22 protein-coding genes are annotated in these 21456 nt (G+C 41.6%); 6 read left to right on the top strand and 16 right to left on the bottom strand.

Annotated features, from left to right (window positions below; translation table 11 throughout):
- Positions 1–49 precede the first annotated feature (49 nt).
- From DER53_RS07340 to DER53_RS07315, 6 genes are all read right to left on the bottom strand, one after another.
- A complete protein-coding gene (locus tag DER53_RS07340) occupies positions 50–685 on the bottom strand; it encodes a response regulator (RefSeq protein ID WP_062756350.1) in 636 nt (211 codons plus the stop codon).
- Entirely contained in the window at positions 685–1818 is a 1134-nt protein-coding gene (locus tag DER53_RS07335; RefSeq protein WP_062756348.1) for a GAF domain-containing sensor histidine kinase, read from the bottom strand. The genes DER53_RS07340 and DER53_RS07335 overlap by 1 nt, the downstream gene beginning before the upstream one ends.
- A gap of 71 nt (positions 1819–1889) precedes the next feature.
- Positions 1890–2612, bottom strand: a complete 723-nt coding sequence (locus DER53_RS07330) for an SDR family oxidoreductase (RefSeq protein ID WP_062756346.1) — start codon at positions 2610–2612, stop codon at positions 1890–1892.
- Positions 2613–2643: 31 nt separating this feature from the next.
- Positions 2644–4392 (bottom strand): phospho-sugar mutase, encoded by a 1749-nt coding sequence (locus tag DER53_RS07325; protein WP_062756345.1) that lies wholly within the window; start codon positions 4390–4392, stop codon positions 2644–2646.
- A gap of 99 nt (positions 4393–4491) precedes the next feature.
- Positions 4492–4932 (bottom strand): CBS domain-containing protein, encoded by a 441-nt coding sequence (locus tag DER53_RS07320; protein ID WP_062756343.1) that lies wholly within the window; start codon positions 4930–4932, stop codon positions 4492–4494.
- Positions 4933–5037: 105 nt separating this feature from the next.
- Positions 5038–6726: a glycoside hydrolase family 13 protein gene (locus tag DER53_RS07315; RefSeq protein WP_062756341.1), complete on the bottom strand. Its 1689-nt coding sequence runs from the start codon at positions 6724–6726 to the stop codon at positions 5038–5040.
- A 146-nt stretch (positions 6727–6872) separates the two neighbouring features.
- On the opposite strand from DER53_RS07315, the gene DER53_RS07310 reads away from it, so the two are divergent.
- Positions 6873–7313 (top strand): disulfide formation protein C, encoded by a 441-nt coding sequence (locus DER53_RS07310; protein ID WP_062756339.1) that lies wholly within the window; start codon positions 6873–6875, stop codon positions 7311–7313.
- The gene (locus tag DER53_RS07305) at positions 7310–7786 is read left to right on the top strand and encodes a thioredoxin family protein (RefSeq protein ID WP_062756337.1); all 477 of its coding nucleotides are present in this window, start codon (positions 7310–7312) and stop codon (positions 7784–7786) included. The genes DER53_RS07310 and DER53_RS07305 overlap by 4 nt, the downstream gene beginning before the upstream one ends.
- Positions 7787–7817: 31 nt before the next feature.
- On the opposite strand, the gene DER53_RS07300 is transcribed toward DER53_RS07305, so the two are convergent.
- A complete protein-coding gene (locus tag DER53_RS07300) occupies positions 7818–8216 on the bottom strand; it encodes a YhcU family protein (protein ID WP_013877427.1) in 399 nt (132 codons plus the stop codon).
- A 125-nt stretch (positions 8217–8341) separates the two neighbouring features.
- On the opposite strand from DER53_RS07300, the gene DER53_RS07295 reads away from it, so the two are divergent.
- Positions 8342–9256, top strand: coding sequence for an RluA family pseudouridine synthase (locus tag DER53_RS07295; RefSeq protein WP_062756335.1), 915 nt, complete (start codon positions 8342–8344; stop codon positions 9254–9256).
- 27 nt (positions 9257–9283) lie between these two features.
- Here DER53_RS07295 and DER53_RS07290 read toward each other — a convergent pair whose 3' ends face one another.
- The 6 genes from DER53_RS07290 to DER53_RS07265 all read right to left on the bottom strand — a co-directional run bounded on the left by DER53_RS07290 (position 9284) and on the right by DER53_RS07265 (position 15876).
- Entirely contained in the window at positions 9284–10630 is a 1347-nt protein-coding gene (locus DER53_RS07290; protein ID WP_062756333.1) for a hemolysin family protein, read from the bottom strand.
- A gap of 60 nt (positions 10631–10690) precedes the next feature.
- Complete coding sequence (locus tag DER53_RS07285) at positions 10691–11377, bottom strand: zinc metallopeptidase (RefSeq protein ID WP_062756331.1); 687 nt, start codon at positions 11375–11377, stop codon at positions 10691–10693.
- Between the two features lie 193 nt (positions 11378–11570).
- Positions 11571–12398 carry an aldo/keto reductase gene (locus tag DER53_RS07280; RefSeq protein WP_062756329.1) on the bottom strand — a complete coding sequence of 276 codons (828 nt, stop codon included), beginning with the start codon at positions 12396–12398 and terminating at the stop codon, positions 11571–11573.
- Between the two features lie 107 nt (positions 12399–12505).
- On the bottom strand, positions 12506–13120 hold the full coding sequence (gene wrbA / locus DER53_RS07275) for an NAD(P)H:quinone oxidoreductase (RefSeq protein WP_062756327.1): 615 nt from the start codon (positions 13118–13120) through the stop codon (positions 12506–12508).
- 300 nt (positions 13121–13420) lie between these two features.
- The gene (locus DER53_RS07270; protein WP_062756325.1) at positions 13421–14686 is read right to left on the bottom strand and encodes a dicarboxylate/amino acid:cation symporter; all 1266 of its coding nucleotides are present in this window, start codon (positions 14684–14686) and stop codon (positions 13421–13423) included.
- Between the two features lie 158 nt (positions 14687–14844).
- Entirely contained in the window at positions 14845–15876 is a 1032-nt protein-coding gene (locus DER53_RS07265) for a TRAP transporter substrate-binding protein (RefSeq protein WP_062756324.1), read from the bottom strand.
- 113 nt (positions 15877–15989) lie between these two features.
- Between DER53_RS07265 and DER53_RS07260 the strand changes: the two genes are divergently transcribed.
- Together DER53_RS07260 and DER53_RS07255 are read left to right on the top strand one after the other, a co-directional pair.
- Entirely contained in the window at positions 15990–17567 is a 1578-nt protein-coding gene (locus tag DER53_RS07260; protein WP_062756322.1) for an ATP-binding protein, read from the top strand.
- Positions 17568–17578: 11 nt separating this feature from the next.
- Positions 17579–18262, top strand: a complete 684-nt coding sequence (locus DER53_RS07255; RefSeq protein WP_062756320.1) for a response regulator — start codon at positions 17579–17581, stop codon at positions 18260–18262.
- Between the two features lie 10 nt (positions 18263–18272).
- Here the strand turns inward: DER53_RS07255 and DER53_RS07250 are convergent, their stop codons facing one another.
- Positions 18273–19250 carry a LacI family DNA-binding transcriptional regulator gene (locus DER53_RS07250; protein WP_062756319.1) on the bottom strand — a complete coding sequence of 326 codons (978 nt, stop codon included), beginning with the start codon at positions 19248–19250 and terminating at the stop codon, positions 18273–18275.
- 452 nt (positions 19251–19702) lie between these two features.
- Between DER53_RS07250 and DER53_RS07245 the strand changes: the two genes are divergently transcribed.
- A complete protein-coding gene (locus tag DER53_RS07245; protein WP_062756317.1) occupies positions 19703–20491 on the top strand; it encodes a hypothetical protein in 789 nt (262 codons plus the stop codon).
- A 161-nt stretch (positions 20492–20652) separates the two neighbouring features.
- Here the strand turns inward: DER53_RS07245 and DER53_RS07240 are convergent, their stop codons facing one another.
- Complete coding sequence (locus DER53_RS07240) at positions 20653–21165, bottom strand: TOBE domain-containing protein (protein ID WP_244319643.1); 513 nt, start codon at positions 21163–21165, stop codon at positions 20653–20655.
- A complete protein-coding gene (locus DER53_RS07235; protein ID WP_156482456.1) occupies positions 21162–21329 on the bottom strand; it encodes a hypothetical protein in 168 nt (55 codons plus the stop codon). The genes DER53_RS07240 and DER53_RS07235 overlap by 4 nt, the downstream gene beginning before the upstream one ends.
- Between the last annotated feature and the right edge of the window lie 127 nt (positions 21330–21456).

Raw genomic sequence — 21456 nt, 5'->3', positions numbered from 1 at the left:
GCAAATCGGGGGAGCTGTACATACGAAAATAGCCGAAGCCTCAATACAACTAAAGTCTGAGATGTTTTACGGCATAAAGAGCTGCTTGGGTACGATCTGCAAGATTTAACTTGGCAAGTATATTGGATACATGCGTTTTGACTGTTTTTTCCGTAATCATCAATGCTGCAGCAATCTCTTTATTGCTTTTTCCCTTCGCGATTTCAGCGAGCACTTCTTTTTCCCGCTTCGTCAGCGTTTCAATAAGTTGTTCCTCACGATCCCCTTTGGACAAGTGAGTCATCAAATGAGCAGTGATTTTCGGATGAAGCTGATTTTCGCCTCGGTACACAGATATAATCGCCTGTACTAACTGATCTGGTTCCACATCTTTCAATTGATACCCCGACGCGCCGGCGCGAATGGCGGGAATAACATGATCAACATCAGAAAAACTGGTTAAAATGAGAATCTTCGTATGAGGAGACAGTTCCTTTATTTTTTTCGTGGCTTCCACCCCATCCATGACCGGCATGACCAAATCCATTAACACGACATCCGGCTGCAGTTCTTTCACTCGTTCCACCGCTTCTTCGCCATTGGCCGCTTCACCGACTACGTTGATTTCCTTTTGCGTGTTGAGGAAAAATGCTAATCCTCGCCGAACAACATGATGGTCATCCACAATAAGCACGTTGATTCCCATTATCCTCTCTCCTTTTTCAACGGAATGATGACATCGATGGTCGTTCCTTCCCCGACAGAACTTTCGATATGAATTTCGCCATTTAACGATGCAACCCTCTCTTTCATACTATTTAAGCCGAGAGAAAAAGGATGGCCATCGGCCTTGGAAAATCCGCATCCCTCATCACGTACCTTCATATGGACATGGTGCTTTTGGGCGTGGATGGCAATATCGACCTCGGACACTCCCGCATGTTTTTTGCAGTTACTCAATGCTTCTTGCCCCACTCGCCATAAACACTCTTCGACTTCGTTAGGTAAATCAACCAGTCCGTTAATATCCACATTTACTTTTAATCCGAGCATATCTCCGTAATGCTGAAAAGCGTTGGCAAGTCCATGTTCCAAACCGTGCGGACGAAGCTGCCAAATAAGCGTCCGCATTTCCTGAAGAGCTTCTTGCGCTAATTGCTGAATGTAGGCGAACATATCTTTTATTGTTTCATCTTCCGTCATTTCCTTTGCGCCACGCGCCGTCAACTGCAGCGAAAATAATAATTGGCTCACCGAATCGTGCAAATCTCTCGCTAAGCGGTTGCGTTCCGCGATTAACGCAAGTTTTTGTTCATTTTCCGCGAGCTTGATACGCTTTATTGCTGTCCCGATTTGATAAGCAACCGCTTCTAATAATGCCAGTTCCTTATTGGAAAAGCTTATTTTATGCGGAGCGGCTACATTGAGCACCCCAAATTTTTCGTCCCCCGCACGAAGAGGAATGCTCGCGTGGTGGGTAACGCCATTGGTATCTCCCCATTGCTCTTCGATTGCCTTTTCAAGCCGCTTGCATTCAATGACATTCGCTGCCCGCTGCAGCCGCCCATCTCTGTACCGTTCCAAACACCAACAGCCTCCTTCGCACATCGGCTTCTTATTTTCCCATGTCAGTGCAGGAGGTAATTGATAGTCAGCAATAAGAGAGTATCCTTCTTTTGGATGAACAAAAAAAATCCAGCCGCATTGCAATCTCATCACTTGTATTAATTCCTTTAATACCGTCTGCAGCATTTCCTTTAAATCATTGCACTCATTCAATGTTTCGGCAATGGATTTTAATGTAAGCAATTCTTGAATATCCTGCTTGTCCTTGCTCATTTTTCTTCCCCCTTCGCTCCAATCGTATAGAAAAAAAGACAACGCCGACCTTCGGCATTGTCTTTTTTGGCTTATGCAATAGGATACTGTTGAATGAGCGGATGAAGGACGATTTCATCGATCAGCATGTGCTTTGGAGCGCTTGCCATATAGACGACTGCTTTGGCGACATCTTCGGCTTTTAGCCAATCGCGTTTTTCCGGAACGCCTTGGACCGAATTGGCGAAGTATGTATCAACCATTCCTGGGTTAATCGTACCAACGCGAATGCCGTATTTTCTTACTTCCTGCGCCAGCGAACCGGAAAATCCTTGAACAGCGTATTTGGTCGCGGTGTATGCCGCTCCGTTCGGAATCGTGTAGCGGCCGACATCGGAAGAAATGGTAATAATCGTTCCCGATTTTCTTTCTTTCATATGCGGAAGCACGGCTTTTACTCCGATGAACACGCCTTGAACATTAACGGCAAAGATACGTTCCCATTCTTCCACAGTTGTCTCTTCCACTTCTTTAAAAAATCCGATCCCTGCATTGTTGACGAGAATATCGATTTGCCCAAACTCTTCTAATACTTCTGTGACCATCTTTTGCATCTGCTGTTCATTGGCAACGTCCACTTGGAACGCCTTCACATAAGAGAATCCTTTTTCTTTCAGCTCTTTTTCCGTTTCATAAACCCCTTCAGAACTTCCCACGAGCGCCAATTTTGCTCCTTGTTCCGCCAATTGAAACGCAATGGCCTTTCCGATTCCTCGAGAAGCTCCTGTGATAATCGCTACTTGGTTTGTTAACATGTGGCATGATCCTTTCCGTTATGTTTATCATTTAAGATAGCGAAGCAGTGCGAAGAAAGTCATGAACTCGTTTCATCACTGCATTGGAAAGTTGTTGCAGCTTTGCTTCACTGTCGGCTAATGACTTCCCTTTCACGCCGAAATATACTTTGATTTTTGGCTCTGTTCCCGAAGGGCGCAAGCAAAACCATGAATCGTCTTCCAGCAAATACTTTAATACGTTGGAAGTCGGAAGTGTAATCATTGTTTTTTCACCAGCCGCAGTATTTACCCGTTCTTTCGTTTTGTAATCCTCGATCACGGTTACTTTTTTTCCTGCTACTTCTACCGGAGGTTCATTGCGGAAAGATGTTAGGATAGCCTGGATTGTTTCCGCACCTTCTCTTCCTTTTAACGTTAATGACTGCTGTCCTTCACGGTAATAGCCGTATTGGTCAAATAATTGCAGCAATCCTTCATATAAAGACATACCTTGTTTTTTATAAAAAGCACATACTTCCACCGCTAATACCGCTGCTTGAACCGCGTCTTTATCACGTACAAAATCACCGATTAAATAGCCGTAGCTTTCCTCATAGCCAAATTGGAACGTATACTGACCGGTTTGTTCATATTCTTTGATTTTTTCGCCGATAAATTTAAATCCTGTTAATGTATCCACCGTATCTAAGCCGAAAGATTGCGCAATCGCGCGGCCAAACTCGGAGGTTACAATCGTTTTTAGCACCACGCCATTTTGCGGCAATATCCCTTTTTCTTTCTTTTGGGATAGCAGGTAATGAAGCAATAAGCCTCCTGTTTGATTTCCGGTCAATACAACATAGTCGCCTTTTTCATTTTTTACGGCAATCCCTAATCGGTCGGCGTCAGGGTCTGTCGCAATTAACAAGTCAGCATTGACTTTTTTGCCGTACTCTATCGCTAACGCAAATGCCGCATGCTCCTCTGGGTTTGGCGATGCAACTGTGGAAAAGTTCGGATCTGGCTGCTCTTGTTCCTCAACAACAAATACATTTCGGTATCCAAGTTCCTTTAACGCGCGGCGAATCGGTTTGTTTGATGTGCCGTGAAGCGGTGTAAAAACGATGTGAATATCGACTTCTTCCGCAAGCTTCGGTTGAAGGGAGACCGTTTTTACAGCGTCAATATAAGCATTGTCCACTTCTTCGCCGATGATTTGAATGAGCCCTTTTTCTTTTAAAATTGCTTCGTCCTCAACATGGATATCAAGTTCATTTTCCACTTCATTGACGTATCGAATCACCGCATCTGCCGTGTCTGGAGGAAGCTGCCCCCCATCTTCTCCATATACTTTATATCCATTATATTCTGGCGGATTATGGCTTGCGGTGATGACGATGCCGGAAAATGCATGCAAATAACGAACAGCAAACGAAAGCTCCGGCGTCGGTCTCAGCTCATCAAATACATATGTTTGAATGCCGTGAGTAGCCAATGTTTTCGCTGCTTCCATCGCAAATTCCCGAGACTTATGCCGCGAATCATAGGCAATGACAACACCGCGTTTTTTTGCTTCTTCGCCAAAGGACTCTATGTATCGCGCCAAACCTTCTGATGCTTTCCGAATCGTGTATATGTTCATCCGGTTTGTCCCCGGACCGATTTCTCCCCGCATGCCGCCTGTGCCAAATTCTAAGTTTTTATAAAAACAATCTTCCAGCCATTTCAGGTCGTCTTGACGCTCTGTTAATAAACGCTTTAATTCTTTGTCTAATGACTTATGTGCTAACCATTGTTCATATTTATTTTTCCAATTCACCAAACATCCCTCCCTTTCTTTATGTATTCGTTATCATCATACAATATCCTTCATAAAAGAAAAAGGATGTCTCATAAGTCAGAGACATCCTTCATTTTTTTATCCTTGTGGTTGCGACGGCTCAGAAATGTTTGTCAATGCTTGTCCCGCCGCTTGATCGGAAGCGCTGTTTGTCGCGATATCGCCTAAAGCGACAATTCCTTGAATTTGGTTATTTTCGACAATTGGCAAACGACGAATTTGATGTTGCGCCATCACACTTGCCGCCTCTTGAACGCTCATATTAGGCGTACCAGTGACCACGCGATTCGTCATTATTTCCGATACAGGAGTGGAAGCTGGATCTTTTCCTTGCGCCGATGTACGGAGTGTAATATCACGGTCCGTGATCATTCCTTTTACTTGACCGTTTTCCACTACTGGAAGAGCCCCAATATTTTTTTGGCTCATGATTTGCGCAGCTTCTTGAACTGTTTGGTTAGGAGAAACTGTCGCTACATTTTTCGTCATAACGTCTTGAACTTTGTTGTTATTATTCATGTGATCCTCCCCTTTCACCGATTATTATGGGCGGATTGGCGGGAGGATATAGGTAGAAAATAATGTTTGTATCGCTTAGTATTGGCACCGGAAAAAGCAAATGTTTCATGACAAACGGATTTTATATACGCGCGCCTCCCATGGACGCAAGCGAATTTCTTTCAGTTCTTCCGTTTCATCAACATCGTAATTGCTGATAAGCAGTTCTTTTGTTTTGTAGGTGATATCATCCGGAAGCCGGAAAACAGGAGTTTTTTCAGAAAAATTAGTAATAACAATCAGCTTTTCATTTCCCAATGTGCGTGTGTATGCGTAAATATACGGATCGTCTTCCAAAATTAAGTCATATGTTCCATAGACAATAATGTCATGCTGCTTGCGAAGTTGAATTAATTTTTTATAATAATGAAACACCGAATTTGGATCCGCTAAAGCCTCTTTTACGTTGATTTCCTTATAATTTGGATTTACTGGAATCCATGGCGTCCCCGTTGTAAATCCTGCGTTTTCGCTGTCATCCCACTGCATCGGTGTGCGCGCGTTGTCACGCCCTTTATAATAAATTTTCTCCATCACTTTTTGCGGATCTTCACCATATTCTTCCACACGTTCTTTATACATGTTCAATGTTTCAATATCGCGGTAGTATTCAATCGACGGGAAGCGCACATTGGTCATTCCGATCTCTTCACCTTGGTAAATATACGGTGTTCCTTGCATCATATGGAGAAATGTTGCAAGCATTTTCGCCGATTCCACACGATACTTTCCATCATCGCCAAAGCGAGAAACAGCGCGTGGCTGATCATGATTGTTTAAGTAAAGACTGTTCCATCCTTTTCCTTCTAGCTCTTTTTGCCATTTTGTCATCGTTTTTTTCAAGTCGGCCAACGACCATGGACGAATATCCCATTTTCCTCCAGGTCCGGAATCTAAACCAACATGCTCGAATTGAAACACCATGTTCAACTCATGACGCGATGGGTCGGTATATAAAATTCCCTCTTTTGGTGTGACTCCCGGCGTTTCTCCGACCGTCATAATGTCGTATTTTGACAATACTTCGCGGTTCATCTCTTGCAAAAACTCATGAACGCGCGGACCGTTCATAAAATACTTGCTTCCCGAAGCGTATTTCTTCCCTTCCTGCGGTTTTCCGTCCGGTAATTCTGGCACTTTCGAAATCATGTTGATGACATCCATTCGGAAGCCGTCGACGCCTTTATCAAGCCAAAACTTCATTATGTCATACACTTCGCGGCGCACTTTTGGATTTTCCCAGTTTAAATCTGGTTGCTTTTTTGAAAAAAGATGCAAATAATATTCTTCCGTCGTTTCGTCATATTCCCACGCTGAACCGCTAAAATTTGACTCCCAATTGTTCGGTTCCTTTCCATCTTTTCCAGGCCGCCATATATAGTAGTCGCGATACGGATTGTCCTTTGACTTTCTTGATTCGATAAACCACGGATGCTCATCTGATGTATGATTGACGACTAAATCCATCACTAGCTTAATCCCGCGTTTGTGCATTTCCTCAAGCATTTCTTCCCAATCTTCCATCGTACCAAATTCATCCATAATCTCCCGATAATCGCTTATATCATATCCGTTGTCATCATTTGGCGATTTATATACCGGAGATAGCCATACCACATCCACGCCAAGTTCTTTTAAATAATCAAGTTTCGCGATAATGCCGCGGATATCGCCAATGCCATCCCCGTTGGAATCGTAAAAACTGCGCGGATAAATTTGGTACACAACCGCCTCTTTCCACCATGCTCGTTCCAAATTTCTCACCTCTATGTCCAGTTGTACACAAGCATTGTACTATAAAATAAAAATAGCGGCTTATATATTTATTAAAATTTTACATTCTCCTTTTCGTCCAATATAATGAAAATGGCAATAAACATGAGAAATAAGGGGACTACAGTATGAATAACAATGCCAAAACATTGGAAAACGCGCTTATCGGCGCTTGGGGAATTTCATTGATCGCGACGCTTGGTAGCCTTTACTTTTCCGAAATTTTAAAATTTATCCCTTGTGATCTTTGCTGGTTTCAACGCATTTTTATGTATCCACAGGTGGTTTTGTTAGGGCTTGCGGCCATTCGGAAAGAATATGGCATCGCTCGCTATAGCCTTGCATTATCCATCATCGGTGGAGCGATTTCGCTTTACCATTATGCTCTGCAAAAAATTCCATTTTTCCAAACCCATGCGATTTCGTGCGGCCGCGTCCCTTGCACGGGACAGTACATTAATTGGCTTGGCTTTATTACGATTCCATTTTTAGCGTTAGTTGCATTTTTTCTCATTAGTGTATTAAGCATCTTCATTATTCGTAAAGAGAAAGAAGGGAAAATAAGTTGAAAAAGCTCCTTATCTTCGGATCGATTATTGTAGCGCTGTTTGCGGCGATCTCCTTTATCACATCGTATCAGCAAAAACAAGCTGCCAAAAATAATCCTTATCATAAAGAAGAACTTGACCCTGCAACTGTTGCGCAGCTTGATGATCCAAATTATCAAAACATCATTTTGCCGAACGAATTAGAACAGAAGTTAAAAAACAAAGAAACGGTCACCGTCTATTTTTACAGCCCGACTTGTCCGCACTGTAAAAAAATAACTCCGATCGTCGTCCCTTTGGCAAAACAAATGGGCATTGACTTAAAAATGTTTAATTTGCTTGAATTTGAAGATGGATGGGATAAGTACCATATTGATGGAACACCAACCCTTGTTCATTATGAAAAAGGGAAAGAAGTAAAACGAATCGATGGCTATCATGAAAAAGCAGTTTTCCGTGACTGGTTTTCTTCGATTCAACATAGCAATAAATAAGGAGCTCGCCCTGTGATGGACGAGCTCCATCTTACATTAACCAATCGCTTTGTGAAGGCAAATACATACTGCATGGGTAATGACGCTTGCTCATAAACTGCTCGATCATAAACGGAAACGTAATACCGTACCGTCTAAGTAATTTGACGTTCCGCTCAAATAGATCACGATACCGTTCGCAATCTCCGCTTTTTCCTACATACTCAATCACAGTAATTAATGATTGAAGTGATGAAATAATTTGAAACGCTTCTTTCATCGTTCCATTGTATGTAACGTATTCCCTCGGTAATGAAAGGATTTTCGAATTTTCAAACTTATTAATTTGTTCATCATCAAAATAATACGGAAAAATGTTTGTGTAAAAATAATTGACTAAATAATTCATATATTCCTCTTGTTCTTTCGTGGCTGCATAAACCATTTTCATGTTCTTACCACCTTTTCGCACTTGCATAACATACTATAAAACGCTACTATGAGTGTATCATATCTGATACATATATTGAGGTAGAAAGTGTTTCCACTGTTTTGAAATTTTGGAGTGAAATAATGATGTGGTCCAAAAAAGGAGACTGGCTTGAATGCGTCATTCCTTCTTTTTGGGAAGGACGTACGATTGAATCGTTGCTAAAAGAAGTATGGTGCGCCTCTAAAAAGTTAGCTCATCAGCTGCGAATGGAAAAAGGAATCAAGCTCAACGGAAAAGAAGTATCATGGCAAACGCCATTAAAAGAAAAAGACCGCCTGCAGTTGCACCTTTATAAACCTGAACCTTCCATCATTATTCCTGAATATCGAGAGCTTTCCGTTTTATGGGAGGACGAGCATCTCCTTATTATTAATAAAGGCGCTGGAATCGATATCCATCCTTCTGAACCTTCTCAAATAGGGACTTTAGCGAACGCGGTCGCTTTTTATTTACAATCACAAGGGATTTTGACGAAAGTACGGCATATTCACCGGCTTGATCGTGACACATCGGGAACGATTTTGTTTGCCAAACATACGCTTGCAGGAGCCACGCTTGATCGGATGTTGGAAAAACGGCTCATCAAACGGACGTATGTAGCGCTCGTCCATGGCATCCTAAAAAATAAATCAGGAACGATTTCTGCACCGATTGGACGCGATCGCCATCATCCAACGAGGCGAAGAGTTTCGAAAACGGGTGCAAAAGCGGTAACACACTACCGCGTCTTACATACGTTTCCCGATGAACAAACATCGCTCGTAGAGCTTTCCCTCGATACCGGGCGCACTCATCAAATCCGCGTCCATATGAGTTACATCGGTCATCCGTTAGTCGGAGATGTTCTTTATGGCGGAAAAGACACATTTCATCGACAAGCACTTCACGCCGTTAAACTATCATTTTTGCATCCTTTTACGAACGAAATGATTTCATGCATCGCTCACGTTGATGATTTTCCTGTTGATATCGCTCGGTTTTACATGGATCCACCATAAAAGGCAGACGTCCTATAAACGTCTGCCTCATAAATGCAATTCCTCTTTTTCACCGAGTTCATTATCTGCTTCTCTCTCTTCTTTTTCCTGCTTCACGACTTCTAGCGTCTTCACATGGTGACCATCCATCTCCTTCACCGTAAACAAGTAATTGTCGATTTCGACGCTATCGCCTACTTTAATATCATAATGCTTTGTTAAAATCCATCCTCCAATCGTATCGACATCCTCATCATCAATGGAAAGGCCAAACAAATCATTTACTTCGCTAATCAGCACTTTCCCGTCGATAATCGTACGTGTTTCATCAATTTTTTGGATCAACGGAATTTCATCTACATCAAATTCATCTTGAATTTCTCCAACAATTTCTTCTAAAATATCCTCGACAGTAACAAGTCCCGACGTACCGCCATATTCATCGACTAAAATGGCCATGTGGATGCGTTCTTTCTGCATTTTCACAAGCAAATCATGGATCGCGATTGATTCAATCACTTGAATGATTGGGCGGATATAATCTTTCATTTGTTTTTCTTCGGATGGATTTGTCACAAGATCGGTAAACACTTCTTTCACATTAATAAGTCCAAGAACGTGATCTTTATCGCCATCAATAACTGGATAACGAGTATATTTTTCCTCTTTAATAATTTCCAAATTCTCTTTCACGCTTCGATTAATATCGAGCGCAACAATTTCTTTGCGCGGTACCATAATTTCTTTTGCAACCCGATCGTCAAATCGAAAAATATTGTTCACATATCGATATTCCGATTGGTTAATCTCTCCGCTTTTGTAGCTTTCTGATAAAATAAGGCGCAGCTCTTCTTCGGAATGGGCAATTTCATGTTCTGCCGCTGGCTTTAACCCAAACATTCTGGCGACGAGGCGCGCGGAATTGTTGAGCATCCAAATAAACGGATACATCACTTTATAAAATAAAATAAGCGGTTGAGCTGTAAACAGTGTAATCGCCTCCGCTTTATGGATCGCAAACGTCTTGGGAGCCAGCTCTCCGACAACGACGTGAAGAAACGTAATCGTTGAAAAGGCAATAACGAAGGATAAAACGTGCGAAATCGACTCCGATAAATGGATGCGTTCAAAAAGCGGTGTTAATATCCGCTCCACCGTCGGTTCACCGAGCCAACCAAGCCCTAGCGATGTAATCGTAATGCCTAATTGGTTCGCCGACAAATAGCCATCAAGGTTGGAGATCACCTTTTTGGCAGCAATCGCCCGTTTATTTCCTTCGCTAACTAATTGGTCAATGCGCGAGCTGCGAACTTTGACAATCGCAAATTCCGAAGCTACGAAAAAAGCGGTACATGCAATAAGCAATGCTACCACTAACAAGTTAACTATGTCCAATTGGTTTCCGGACGCGGATAACGCGCCCGGATCACACCTCCTACAGACAGGTTTATATCCTTATTCTTCATTGTTATTTTGCGTAAAAATTAACACGTATTTTAACAATTCTAAAACCGAAATGAGCGTTGCTGCCACATATGTCAATGCGGCCGCTCCCAATACTTTGTTGACGCCGCGCTTTTCATCCGGATAAATAATACCTTCCGCTAACATAAATTTTTTCGCCCGCGAGCTTGCGTTAAACTCTACCGGCAACGTAATGAGTTGGAAAGCGACGGCAAATGAAAAGAAAATAATGCCTAATCCAATTAGCGAAAGCTGTTTGAACAAAAATCCCGCCAACAATAAAAATGGCGCCGCTCCTGATGTAAAGTTTACGATTGGAAACATGCGATGCCGAAGTACTAACGCACCATATGATTGTTGATGTTGTACAGCATGCCCGACTTCGTGCGCGGCAACCGATATGGAAGCGATCGAACGGCCGTAATATACCGGTTCCGATAAACGAACAGTGCGCGAAATCGGATCATAATGGTCCGTTAATCTTCCTGGCACCACTTCGACAGGCACATCATAAAGACCGTTGCGGTCCAAAATCATGCGTGCAACTTCCGCGCCTGTTAATCCGGAAGAAGCAGGAACTTGAGACCAAGTGTTGAAATTGCTTGATACTTTAAATTGCGCCCATAGCGAAATGCCAAAGGCAATGAGAATGAGAAAATCCATCGGATGGAATAGCATTGCAGCCCCCTCCGTTATTTTTGTATCACATGTAAATGTGTATACTAATATTTATTGTACTTTAACGATCTTTCATACGTCAAATCATACAATTTATGAATGGCTAACAAGAAAAGTTGAATACGCCACAAAATTCGTTTTTGCAAAAAAGAGGCTTCTCCACAACGGAAAAACCCTTTTTCTCGCATCATAATTAAAAATCGAAGTTATCCGGATCTGGTCCGATTCGCTTGTTCAAATTAAGCGCATCGATCTTTGCCATTTCCTCTGCCGTTAGCTCAAAATCAAAAACATCCGCGTTTTCCTTAATGCGTTGTGGCGTTACGGATTTTGGAATCGTGACAACTTCGTTTTGCAAATCCCAACGAAGGACGACTTGTGCTGGAGTTTTCCCATATTTTTCACCAATTTCCACAAGCGTTGGTTCTTGCAAAATTTCTCCTCTCATCAGCGGCGACCATGCTTCAAGCTGAATGCCGTGTTGTTTGCAGAAAGCATGGAGTTCTTTTTGCGTCAAGCGAGGATGATATTCCACCTGATTTACCATCGGTTTAATTTCGCAATCAGCCATTAAATCTTCTAAATGATGAATTTGGAAGTTGCTTACGCCAATTGCCCGGACACGTCCATCTTTATATAGCTTCTCCAACGCTTTATACGTTTCTTTATATTTTCCTTTTACCGGCCAATGCACTAAATATAAATCAACATATTCCAGACCTAACTTTTGCAGGCTCGTTTCAAATGCTTTCAATGTTGTTTCGTATCCTTGATCAGAGTTCCACACTTTTGTCGTAATAAATATTTCTTCGCGCGGAATGCCTGATTCACGTATCGCTTTTCCGACACCTTCTTCGTTTTCATAATATGCCGCAGTGTCTATATGGCGGTAGCCAATTTCTAGAGCGGTGCGCACCGCGTTAATGACTTCTTCTCCATTCTTCACTTTATAAACCCCAAGTCCGATCCACGGCATTTGTACACCATTATGTAACGTAACTCGATCTTGTAAGTGTTTCATATTTTCTCTCCCTTTTCGAAAATTTGCTTACTTTTATTTTATTATCTTTTCGTACATAAAAAAAGCAAAATATAATGCATAAAAAAATGAGGGTAAAAACCCTCATCTTATTGTCGCATTCCATTTTTTATCCATTGCGCAACTTGAACGGTACGGCGTGCTTGATGTTTCACAGCAGCTTCCGCATTTTCTACTATTTTTCCGTTTTGATCGACTGTCACACTCGTTCCGTATGGATTTCCTCCTGCAACAAAAGCAGATTGATCCGTATATCCAGGCGCTACTACGATCGCACCCCAGTGGTACATTGTTGTATATAGTTGTAAAATGGTTTGTTCTTGGCCGCCATGAGCATTTCCTGCAGATGCCATGGCGCTGACAACTTTATTGGCAAGCTTTCCTTGTGCCCATAATCCGCCGGTTGTATCTAAAAATTGCTTTAATTGCGAAGGAATATTGCCAAAGCGAGTCGGCACGCTGAAAATAATCGCATCCGCCCATTCTAAGTCCGCTAACGTAGCTGTTGGGACATCTTTCGTTGCTTCCGCATGAGCTTTCCACGCTGGATTCGATTCAATTGCTTCTTTTGGAGCGAGTTCAGGAACTTTTACTACTTTTACTTCTGCCCCTGCTTCCTTCGCCGCTTCTTCCGCCCATTTTGCCAATTGATAGTTCGTACCTGTTGAGCTGTAATAAATAATGGCTAATTTTACATTTTCCATCGTCTATTCTCCCCTTTACACGAATTTTTTCGTGGGAAAAATGAGTGTTTCACGGCCTTGCCGGACTTCCCAACTGTAATTTCTCCATTTTTTTGCATGCCATTCATTATTCTTGCAAGATCGTTATAAACACTGAATTCATAAATCTTGAATTCAAGATTTATGATATAAAAAATTAGATTTATTGTCAAATTTTTAAAATAAAAAATGCTTTTCTGCCATAAGCGGCAAAAATTTGCCTGCCTTCATATGTTGCATCGAACTGGCAGAAAAGCATAGATGATGTCGAATTGCTAAAGTTTACTTTGCAACAACCATCTTCGTTCTCTCTGCATGTTGTTCTTCAGAAGGATGAAATTCATTTTCCATCTTAGAAACAACAACAGTCGCTACAGCATTGCCAATTAAGTTTGTAATGGCACGCGCTTCCGACATAAAGCGGTCTACGCCAAGCAATAACGCGATTCCTTCTACTGGAATCATCGGGAACGCTGCCAAAGTCGCCGCAAGTGTAATAAATCCGGAACCTGTGACCCCTGCTGCACCTTTTGACGTTAACATTAAAATTCCGAGCAACGTAAGCTCTTGCCAAATGCTTAAATCGATACCGTAAGCTTGGGCGATAAAAATCGCCGCCATCGAAAGATAAATAGATGTTCCATCGAGGTTAAAGGAATATCCTGTCGGCACAACAAGCCCAACAACTGGCTTCGAACACCCGTATTTTTCAAGGCGCTCCATCAGTTTTGGCAATGCCGATTCAGAAGAAGATGTGCCAAGCACAAGTAAAATTTCCTCTTTGATATAAGCAATAAATTTAAAAATATTAAACCCGTAAAACTTCGCGATAAGTCCGAGTACGACAATAATAAATAGCGCCATCGTAATATACACAGAAGCCATTAATTTTCCAAGCGAAAGCAATGAACCGATTCCAAATGTGCCAATCGTATACGCCATCGCACCGAACGCTGCAATTGGCGATACTTTCATGATCATATTAACAACACCGAAGAAAATGTCCGCCAAACGCTCAAATAAGGTAATAACCGGTTTGGCTTTTTCTCCTAACCCCGCCGCGGCAAGGCCGAATAATACGGCAAAGAATAAAATCGGCAATAATTCGCCTTTTGCTAGCGCCCCAACAACGTTATCCGGGATGATGCCAAGCAAAAACTCAATGACGCCATGATTCACTTCTTCTGCTTGCTTCGTATACTGTGATACATCGCCGCCTTTTACGGCATCAGTATTAAACCCTACCCCAGGTTTGATCAAATTAACCACAATAATTCCGATTGCTAAAGCGAACGTAGTAATAATTTCAAAGTAAATAAGCGCTTTTCCACCGATGCGGCCAACCTTTTTCAAATCCCCCATGCTGCCGATTCCAATTGCGACCGTGAAGAAAATAATCGGCGCAATGACCATTTTAATTAGTTTAATAAATGCATCTGCAAGCACTTTTAATTTTGATCCAAATTCAGGGAATAAAAAACCAACGATAATCCCCAGTATAATTCCAATAATTACTTGTACGGTTAAGTTTTTAAACTTGCTCCGCATTTCTCCCCTCTCCTTTCGTCACCTTGACAACGCTTTCATTTTGCAATTCTAATGTTAAAGTAAAGTTCAGAAAATAAAAATATTATGGTGATAATGATCTTTTTGGTCTTTTTGGTCGTAAAAAAGAGCGGCCTTTCTTAATAAGGCCGCCTTCCTCTTTATCTCTGTTTAATTTCGCGAAGCAGCTTGTCGCCAAACTCTTTTGTAAATTGATCATACAAAGGCGCAAACTTCCGTTCCCATCTCTTTTTTTCTTCTTCAGACAGTTCATAAATATGAATACTTTTGTTTTGTTTTATTTTTTCTAATTCCTGTTCGTTTTGTTTTTTCGATTGTTGTAAATTCCATTTCGTTGTTTCCTGAATCGCTTCTGTTATTTTTTGCTGAATATCTTTCGGCAAACTTTCCCAAAACGATTTATTCATCATCACGGCATAGCCGAGATACCCATGATTGCTAATCGTTATATATGGCTGAAATTTGTAAAAACCTTTCGAATAAATGTTAGAAATCGTATTTTCCTGTCCATCAAATTCATGCCTTTCTAAAGAGCGGTATACATGATCAAATGAAACAACAATCGGTTCGCCTTCGAGCAAACGAATTTGCTTTTCAATCACTTCGCTTGGCATAATACGAAAGCGCAATCCGCGAAAATCATCAGGACGGACCAGCGGCCTAGCCGTGCTCATCATTTGTTTAAAACCGTTGCCCCATAAAGCCAATCCCTTAATCCCTTTTTGATCCAACATCGCCAAAAGATGTTCACCCACATCCCCTGTAAATGCCCGCTCCACATCGTGATAATCTTGAAATAAAAACGGCAAATCCAATACTTGCCATTCCGGAATCAACTCCGTCACTTTGGAAAACGATGGAGCAATCATTTGCACGTCGCCGCGCAATAGAGCATCCATTTCCTCACCATCGGAATATAAAGATCCATTCGGAAATACTTCTACTTTTACACGGCCATTTGTTTTTTTCTCTACAAGATCCGCAAATTTTTGCGCCGCTAATCCTTTTGGCGTATTTTCCGCTACTACATGGCTAAAATAAATGACAATTTGCTTTTTTAACCCTTGTTGTTCATCATCATACACCATATTTTCATTGCGAAAATGCTGTTTTAATAAGTATCCTAAACAGACAAGCAAAACAAGAGACGCCACCCACCATTGCTTTTTCATATTCCACACCGTTTTATGATTAAGCTTTTTAATCAAATTTTATCATATTGCTGAAAAATGTTAAAATAATTACAAATTATATTATTTTCCATAAAGACGAGGTATTCATTGTGATGAATCGGCTATCCATCCGCTGGAAAATCACGATCCTAATTTCCTTTATTGTTAGCTTTTCCTTATTGTTAAGCGGAATGTTTGTCATCGGCGACTTTTTTCATACAAAAGAAGAGGAATTACGACAGCGGGCATTGTTGACAGCACGGACGGTATCAGAGCTTCCTGAAATCAAATCACATATTGTCGGAACAAAAGAAGAACGATCTTCCATCAATATCATTGTGGAGCGTGTTCGCATTATTCATAATGCCGACTACGTTGTTGTTCTTGACATGAATAAAGTTCGCCTTTCCCATCCCGTCCCATCCATGATCGGACGTGTTTCCCGCGGCGCTGATGAAGGGCCTGCCTTTGCCGAACATACTTACACATCAAAAGCACGCGGTGAAATCGGCACGGTCATTCGTGCGTTCGTCCCAATTATGAATAAAGATCATCAACAAATCGGCGTCGTCATTGCGGCATATCGATTACCGACTTTTTTCGAAGTGATTGATGCTTTAAAAGAAGAAATTTCGATTACTATCATTCTTTCTTTGCTCATTGGCGGGATCGGTGCTTGGCTGCTTGCTTCTCATATTAAGCGACAAATGTTTCATTTGGAGCCGCATGAAATTGCCAAGCTGCTTGTTGAACGGACAGAAGCCTTTAACGCCATGCATGAAGGGGTCATTGCAATCGATAGTAATGAAAACATTACGATTTTTAATGATCGGGCTAAACGAATGTTTGGCGTCAAAGGAGACGTTATCGGTAAACCAATTCGGGCTATTATTCCGGACACACGTCTACCTGAAATATTAGAAATTGATCAGCCTATTTATAACAAAGAATTACAAATAGGAAACTTAACGATTTGGAGCAATCGCATTCCAATTAGAGTGAACGGCAAAACCGTTGGTGCCATCGCTATTTTCCAAGATCGTACCGAGGTGAAGAAGCTTGCCGAAGAGTTGACAGGTGTGAAAGCGTTTGTCAGTGCTCTGCGCGTGCAAAATCATGAGTATATGAATAAACTTCATACGATCGCCGGACTCATTCAATTAGGACATTTGGAGAAGGCGCTCGAATACGTATTTCAAGTGACAGAAGAGCAGGAGGAACTAACTAGGTTTTTAAGCAAGCATATTAAAGATGAAAGCATTTCCGGGCTTTTACTTAGCAAAATCCGCCGCGGCAAGGAATTAGGCATTCGCGTCATCATCGACCGCCATAGCCGTCTGCATGCTTTTCCACCTGCACTAGACCATCATGATTTTGTCATTATTCTTGGAAACTTGATTGAAAACGCGTTTGATTCCTTTCAAGGCATTACGGACCGGGAAAAAGAAATATATGTAAGCATTGAACAAAATGAGGAAATTTGTTCTCTCTCGGTGGAAGATAACGGCCAAGGTATTGATGAAAAACATCTCGACCGTATTTTCGAGGAAGGATTTTCAACCAAAAGCGAAAACGGGCGCGGCATCGGTTTATATTTAGTGAAACATATTGTCGAAAAAGGGAAAGGGCATATTGATGTGCAGTCAGAAAAAGGAAAAGGAACGATATTTACAATTACCTTTGACATGTAAGGAGGAGAAAGATGTACCGCGTATTGCTTATTGAAGATGATCCGATGGTGCAGGAAGTAAATCGCCAATTTATCGAACAAGTGAAAGGATTTACCGTTATTGGCGTCGCTGCAAATGGCGTGGAAGGGATACAGCTAATCCGCAAACTTCATCCTGATTTAGTGATTATCGACATTTACATGCCTCACAAGGATGGTCTTGAAACATTGAAAGAAATTCGTTCCGAAGGATATGAAGTAGATGTCATCGCCATCACCGCAGCAAGTGATATCGATACTGTACGCCGCGTGTTGCAAAACGGTGCTTTCGATTATATTATGAAACCATTTAAATTCGAGCGTCTCAAACAAGCGTTAGAAAATTACCATTCATTTCGTCAAGCACTGAATGAAAAAGAATCGTTAACACAGAAAGAGCTAGACGCTCTTTTACAGACAACAGAATCCCAAACGTTCGAGCCTCGCAGTGGGCTGCCAAAAGGATTAAACGAAGTCACATTGCAAAAAATCGCTCGTTATCTCCGAAAACAAACAGAACCAGTTTCCGCCGAGGAAGTCGCCGAAGGAATCGGCATCGCCCGGGTAACTGCCCGCCGCTATTTAGAATACTTAGAAAAGAAAGGGGTAGTCACTCTCGATGTTCAATATGGCGGAATTGGACGCCCAGTAAACCGATATATGATGAAACACATATAATGCCATGTTTTTATACCGATGAGCGTTCCATAAAACGAATAGGCAGTTTTTCCTTTTTCTTCACGATATTCCCCGTTTCGATGTAATGATAAATGAGACGAAAGGCCTTCGTTCCCATCAGCGCAAGCGGCAGCTCCATCGTCGTAATTTGCAGCGGTTCTGAAATCGGATGATTATCAAAACTAACAATCGCAAGGTCATCGGGGACGTTTACCCCTTCTTTTTTTCCCCACAACACGATGCCCGCCGCCACTTGATCGCTTGATACAAGCAAAGCGCTCGGCTTTTCGGACAGCTCCATCCATTGACGGATCACCCGCTTTCCGTCTTCCATATATAAACAACGATCAAAAATCCACTCTTTTCGCGGCTCAACGCCAATTTGCCGCAACGTATCATAATATGCCGCTTCCCGCGCCTTGCTATTTGCTCCTGTCGTTCTTCCGATACAATAGCCGATATGCCGATGCCCTTTTTGAATCAAATAGCTCAAAGCCTTCGTAAACGCCTCGTAATGGTCAATATAGACGGATAAAAAATCTTGATCTTGGACGTCTTCGCATAATACGATTGGTCCATCTTTCTTATATTCCTCAATGACGCTCCAGTCTGCCACATGTGAACAAATAATAAGCCCATCGACTTGTTTCATCCGCATCATCTCAAGCGCCTCTAATTCCTTTTCCACATCGTAATTCGTTTGAAATAACAAAAGGTGATACCGATGACGAAGCGCTTCTTTTGATATTCCTTCCAATACTGTAGCGAAATACGGATGATTCACATATGGAAGAATGACTCCGACAATCGACGTTTTCCCTTTCGCTAGATGAACCGCATTAATATTTTTTGTATAATTCAATTTCTCTACCGCTTCCCATACTGCATTTCGCTTTTCTTCCTTCACGTATGGGTATCCGTTTAATACTCGTGAAACCGTCGCAACCGAAACTCCTGCTTCTTTTGCAATTTCCCGGATATTTGCCATCCTCTTCACCTTTTTTCAAAAAACTATTGCATTGAAACGCGTTTCATACATTATTGTACTCTTAAACAACATAAAGGAGGAAGAATCGATGATAAGCGGAATATTGTTGATTTTGTTTCTATGTGCGGTTGAATGGCTTGGAGCCCATATAGCTTTAAAAGCAAATCCCCAAGCAAAGCGAGAATATTATAATAATAACGATCCATTCAAAACATTATTCATGTGACGGTGGAACTTCCCGAAAAACGATGGCGGACGGATGAAATAAAAACAGGAATGATGGAGGCTTTTGCAATATGCTTATGCAGCGGTTACAAAAAATGATTGCATGCCAAAAACGTACGTACGCTACTAATTATAATTATTGTAACAAAAATACTTCCATCGTAACATTCCTCCTTCATGTTTCGACTGATATAATAAGTGATAGATAAATTAAGGAGGAATGATGGATGCAATTCACTTGGAAACCGTTTATAACTGCCATCATGGTGATCGCGCTTGTTTCAGGTTGTGGAACGAAAGAAACAAATGAAGTAAAACAACCAAATCCTTTTAATAAGGACACAACCCAAACGGAAACGACGCAATCGGACAACACAGGGAAATCAGAGACATCACAATCTTCTTCTAAAAACGAAAACAGCGCCTCTGAAAATGGCAGTGCCACTAATGAAGAAAACAAACAACAAACTAATGCAGAAGAAAACAAACAACAAGAAGAAGCGCGCCCTTCCGAAATGCAATTATCTTATATGGTCGATGGAAAAGAAGTGAAAGAAACTGCTTCTTTAAAAACAAGCGACAACCAAGGTTTTTCCTTATATGTACTAAAAGGATGGGAGCTTGAAGCTGAAGAGCCGCATTCCGACTTGTTGCTGCGAGATAACAGCTTTGTCAGAATCCGCCTTCTTCATGAAGAAGGGAATAAAATAGATTATGCGAAACTAGCGGAAGAACACGCACAAGCAGTGTCTTCCGATGCCGCTCGCCAGGACAGCGCAAACCTGCCAGAATCATTGAAAGGAGCCGCTTGGTATACCGCACAATCGGAAAATATGACGGTTCATGTCATCGCTACAAGCAGCCCTGTTCCTATGCTTGTAATGATTCAAACGCCAAAAGATAAGGAAGAACTTGCGCCTGCTTTAGCAATGATAGAAACAATACGAAAAACAGATTCAGCCAAGCAAGACAAAGAAGCGGCGAACCCAAATGAATCTGTCAGCTCGTCCAATTAGATCATCTATTTCAAAAAGAAAATTTGGTCTCGTTTGCATGCCAAACGAGACCTTTTCTTATGCCAGCCCAACAAATCGAAAAATTGTAGATAGGTTGATTAGATCGATGCAGTGACAAAAACTACTCGCCCAAGGCTCGGTCTTAGACGAAGGAAATACGCTCATCGTTTCCCCTCCCCGCTCATCGTATGTGAAGAAATAGGATAAGGAAGTCTGAAGCCATGATCATCAAAAAATACAATATTTGCTTCATCAATAACCAACGGAATCCGTTCGCCGACCTGAATATTCCACTGTCCGTTCCATCTGGCAATCCAATGTGTACGTTTCGTTAGTTGAAACGTCACAAGTGTTTCAGTACCTAATATTTCTACATTCACAACAGTAGCAATAAAATATTCATCTTGAGATGGAACGAGATGAATATGTTCGGGGCGAACGCCGACAATCACTTGTTCCGGCAGCAACAAACTGCTATTTGAAAATCGTATTGCCCGTTCATAGTTGAGAAACAATGTGTTTTCTGATACTTTTGCCTCTACTAAATTCATCGGCGGAAAACCGATAAACGAAGCAACAAAAGTATTATTCGGATGATTGTACACATCCAGCGGCACACCGATTTGTTGCGATATTTCTTCGTGCAAAACCATCATTCGATCTGCCATCGTCATCGCTTCAAACATCTCGAAGGCCCAACTAGCACAAAAAATTCTCCTGATTCAATGGAAGCATTTAAGTCGTGAATGACATATTTTTTTCCGTCATAGGACTTGCAAACACGAACAAACTCCACATTTGTCACACGATGCACCTCCTTGCTTTTGCTTCTTTCCATAAAAAATGCTTCCCGTTGAAACCGCTATCCCCCCGCTTTGCAAGACAGCTTGATTACTTTCATCATGGAGGATGTTTGTAAATAAGCTGTAAAATAGGGGGTTTTGCTTCTGTAAAATTTATACTTT

The sequence above is a fragment of the Parageobacillus toebii NBRC 107807 genome (assembly GCF_003688615.2).
GTDB classification, from domain to species: Bacteria; Bacillota; Bacilli; order Bacillales; family Anoxybacillaceae; genus Parageobacillus_B; species Parageobacillus_B toebii.
Note: the sequence above shows the minus strand (reverse complement) of the source record. Positions and strands in the feature narration are given on the sequence as shown.

Coding starts and splice junctions, on each gene's coding strand:
- DER53_RS07270 (WP_062756325.1), bottom strand. CDS start 14,686: ATGCGGAGCAAGTTTAAAAACTTAACCGTACAAGTAATTATTGGAATT.
- DER53_RS07310 (WP_062756339.1), top strand. CDS start 6,873: ATGAATAACAATGCCAAAACATTGGAAAACGCGCTTATCGGCGCTTGG.
- DER53_RS07260 (WP_062756322.1), top strand. CDS start 15,990: ATGAATCGGCTATCCATCCGCTGGAAAATCACGATCCTAATTTCCTTT.
- DER53_RS07255 (WP_062756320.1), top strand. CDS start 17,579: ATGTACCGCGTATTGCTTATTGAAGATGATCCGATGGTGCAGGAAGTA.
- DER53_RS07285 (WP_062756331.1), bottom strand. CDS start 11,377: ATGCTATTCCATCCGATGGATTTTCTCATTCTCATTGCCTTTGGCATT.
- DER53_RS07330 (WP_062756346.1), bottom strand. CDS start 2,612: ATGTTAACAAACCAAGTAGCGATTATCACAGGAGCTTCTCGAGGAATC.
- DER53_RS07245 (WP_062756317.1), top strand. CDS start 19,703: ATGCAATTCACTTGGAAACCGTTTATAACTGCCATCATGGTGATCGCG.
- DER53_RS07320 (WP_062756343.1), bottom strand. CDS start 4,932: ATGAATAATAACAACAAAGTTCAAGACGTTATGACGAAAAATGTAGCG.
- DER53_RS07300 (WP_013877427.1), bottom strand. CDS start 8,216: ATGAAAATGGTTTATGCAGCCACGAAAGAACAAGAGGAATATATGAAT.
- DER53_RS07280 (WP_062756329.1), bottom strand. CDS start 12,398: ATGAAACACTTACAAGATCGAGTTACGTTACATAATGGTGTACAAATG.
- DER53_RS07250 (WP_062756319.1), bottom strand. CDS start 19,250: ATGGCAAATATCCGGGAAATTGCAAAAGAAGCAGGAGTTTCGGTTGCG.
- DER53_RS07235 (WP_156482456.1), bottom strand. CDS start 21,329: ATGGAAAGAAGCAAAAGCAAGGAGGTGCATCGTGTGACAAATGTGGAG.
- wrbA (WP_062756327.1), bottom strand. CDS start 13,120: ATGGAAAATGTAAAATTAGCCATTATTTATTACAGCTCAACAGGTACG.
- DER53_RS07265 (WP_062756324.1), bottom strand. CDS start 15,876: ATGAAAAAGCAATGGTGGGTGGCGTCTCTTGTTTTGCTTGTCTGTTTA.
- DER53_RS07295 (WP_062756335.1), top strand. CDS start 8,342: ATGTGGTCCAAAAAAGGAGACTGGCTTGAATGCGTCATTCCTTCTTTT.
- DER53_RS07335 (WP_062756348.1), bottom strand. CDS start 1,818: ATGAGCAAGGACAAGCAGGATATTCAAGAATTGCTTACATTAAAATCC.
- DER53_RS07240 (WP_244319643.1), bottom strand. CDS start 21,165: ATGACGATGGCAGATCGAATGATGGTTTTGCACGAAGAAATATCGCAA.
- DER53_RS07340 (WP_062756350.1), bottom strand. CDS start 685: ATGGGAATCAACGTGCTTATTGTGGATGACCATCATGTTGTTCGGCGA.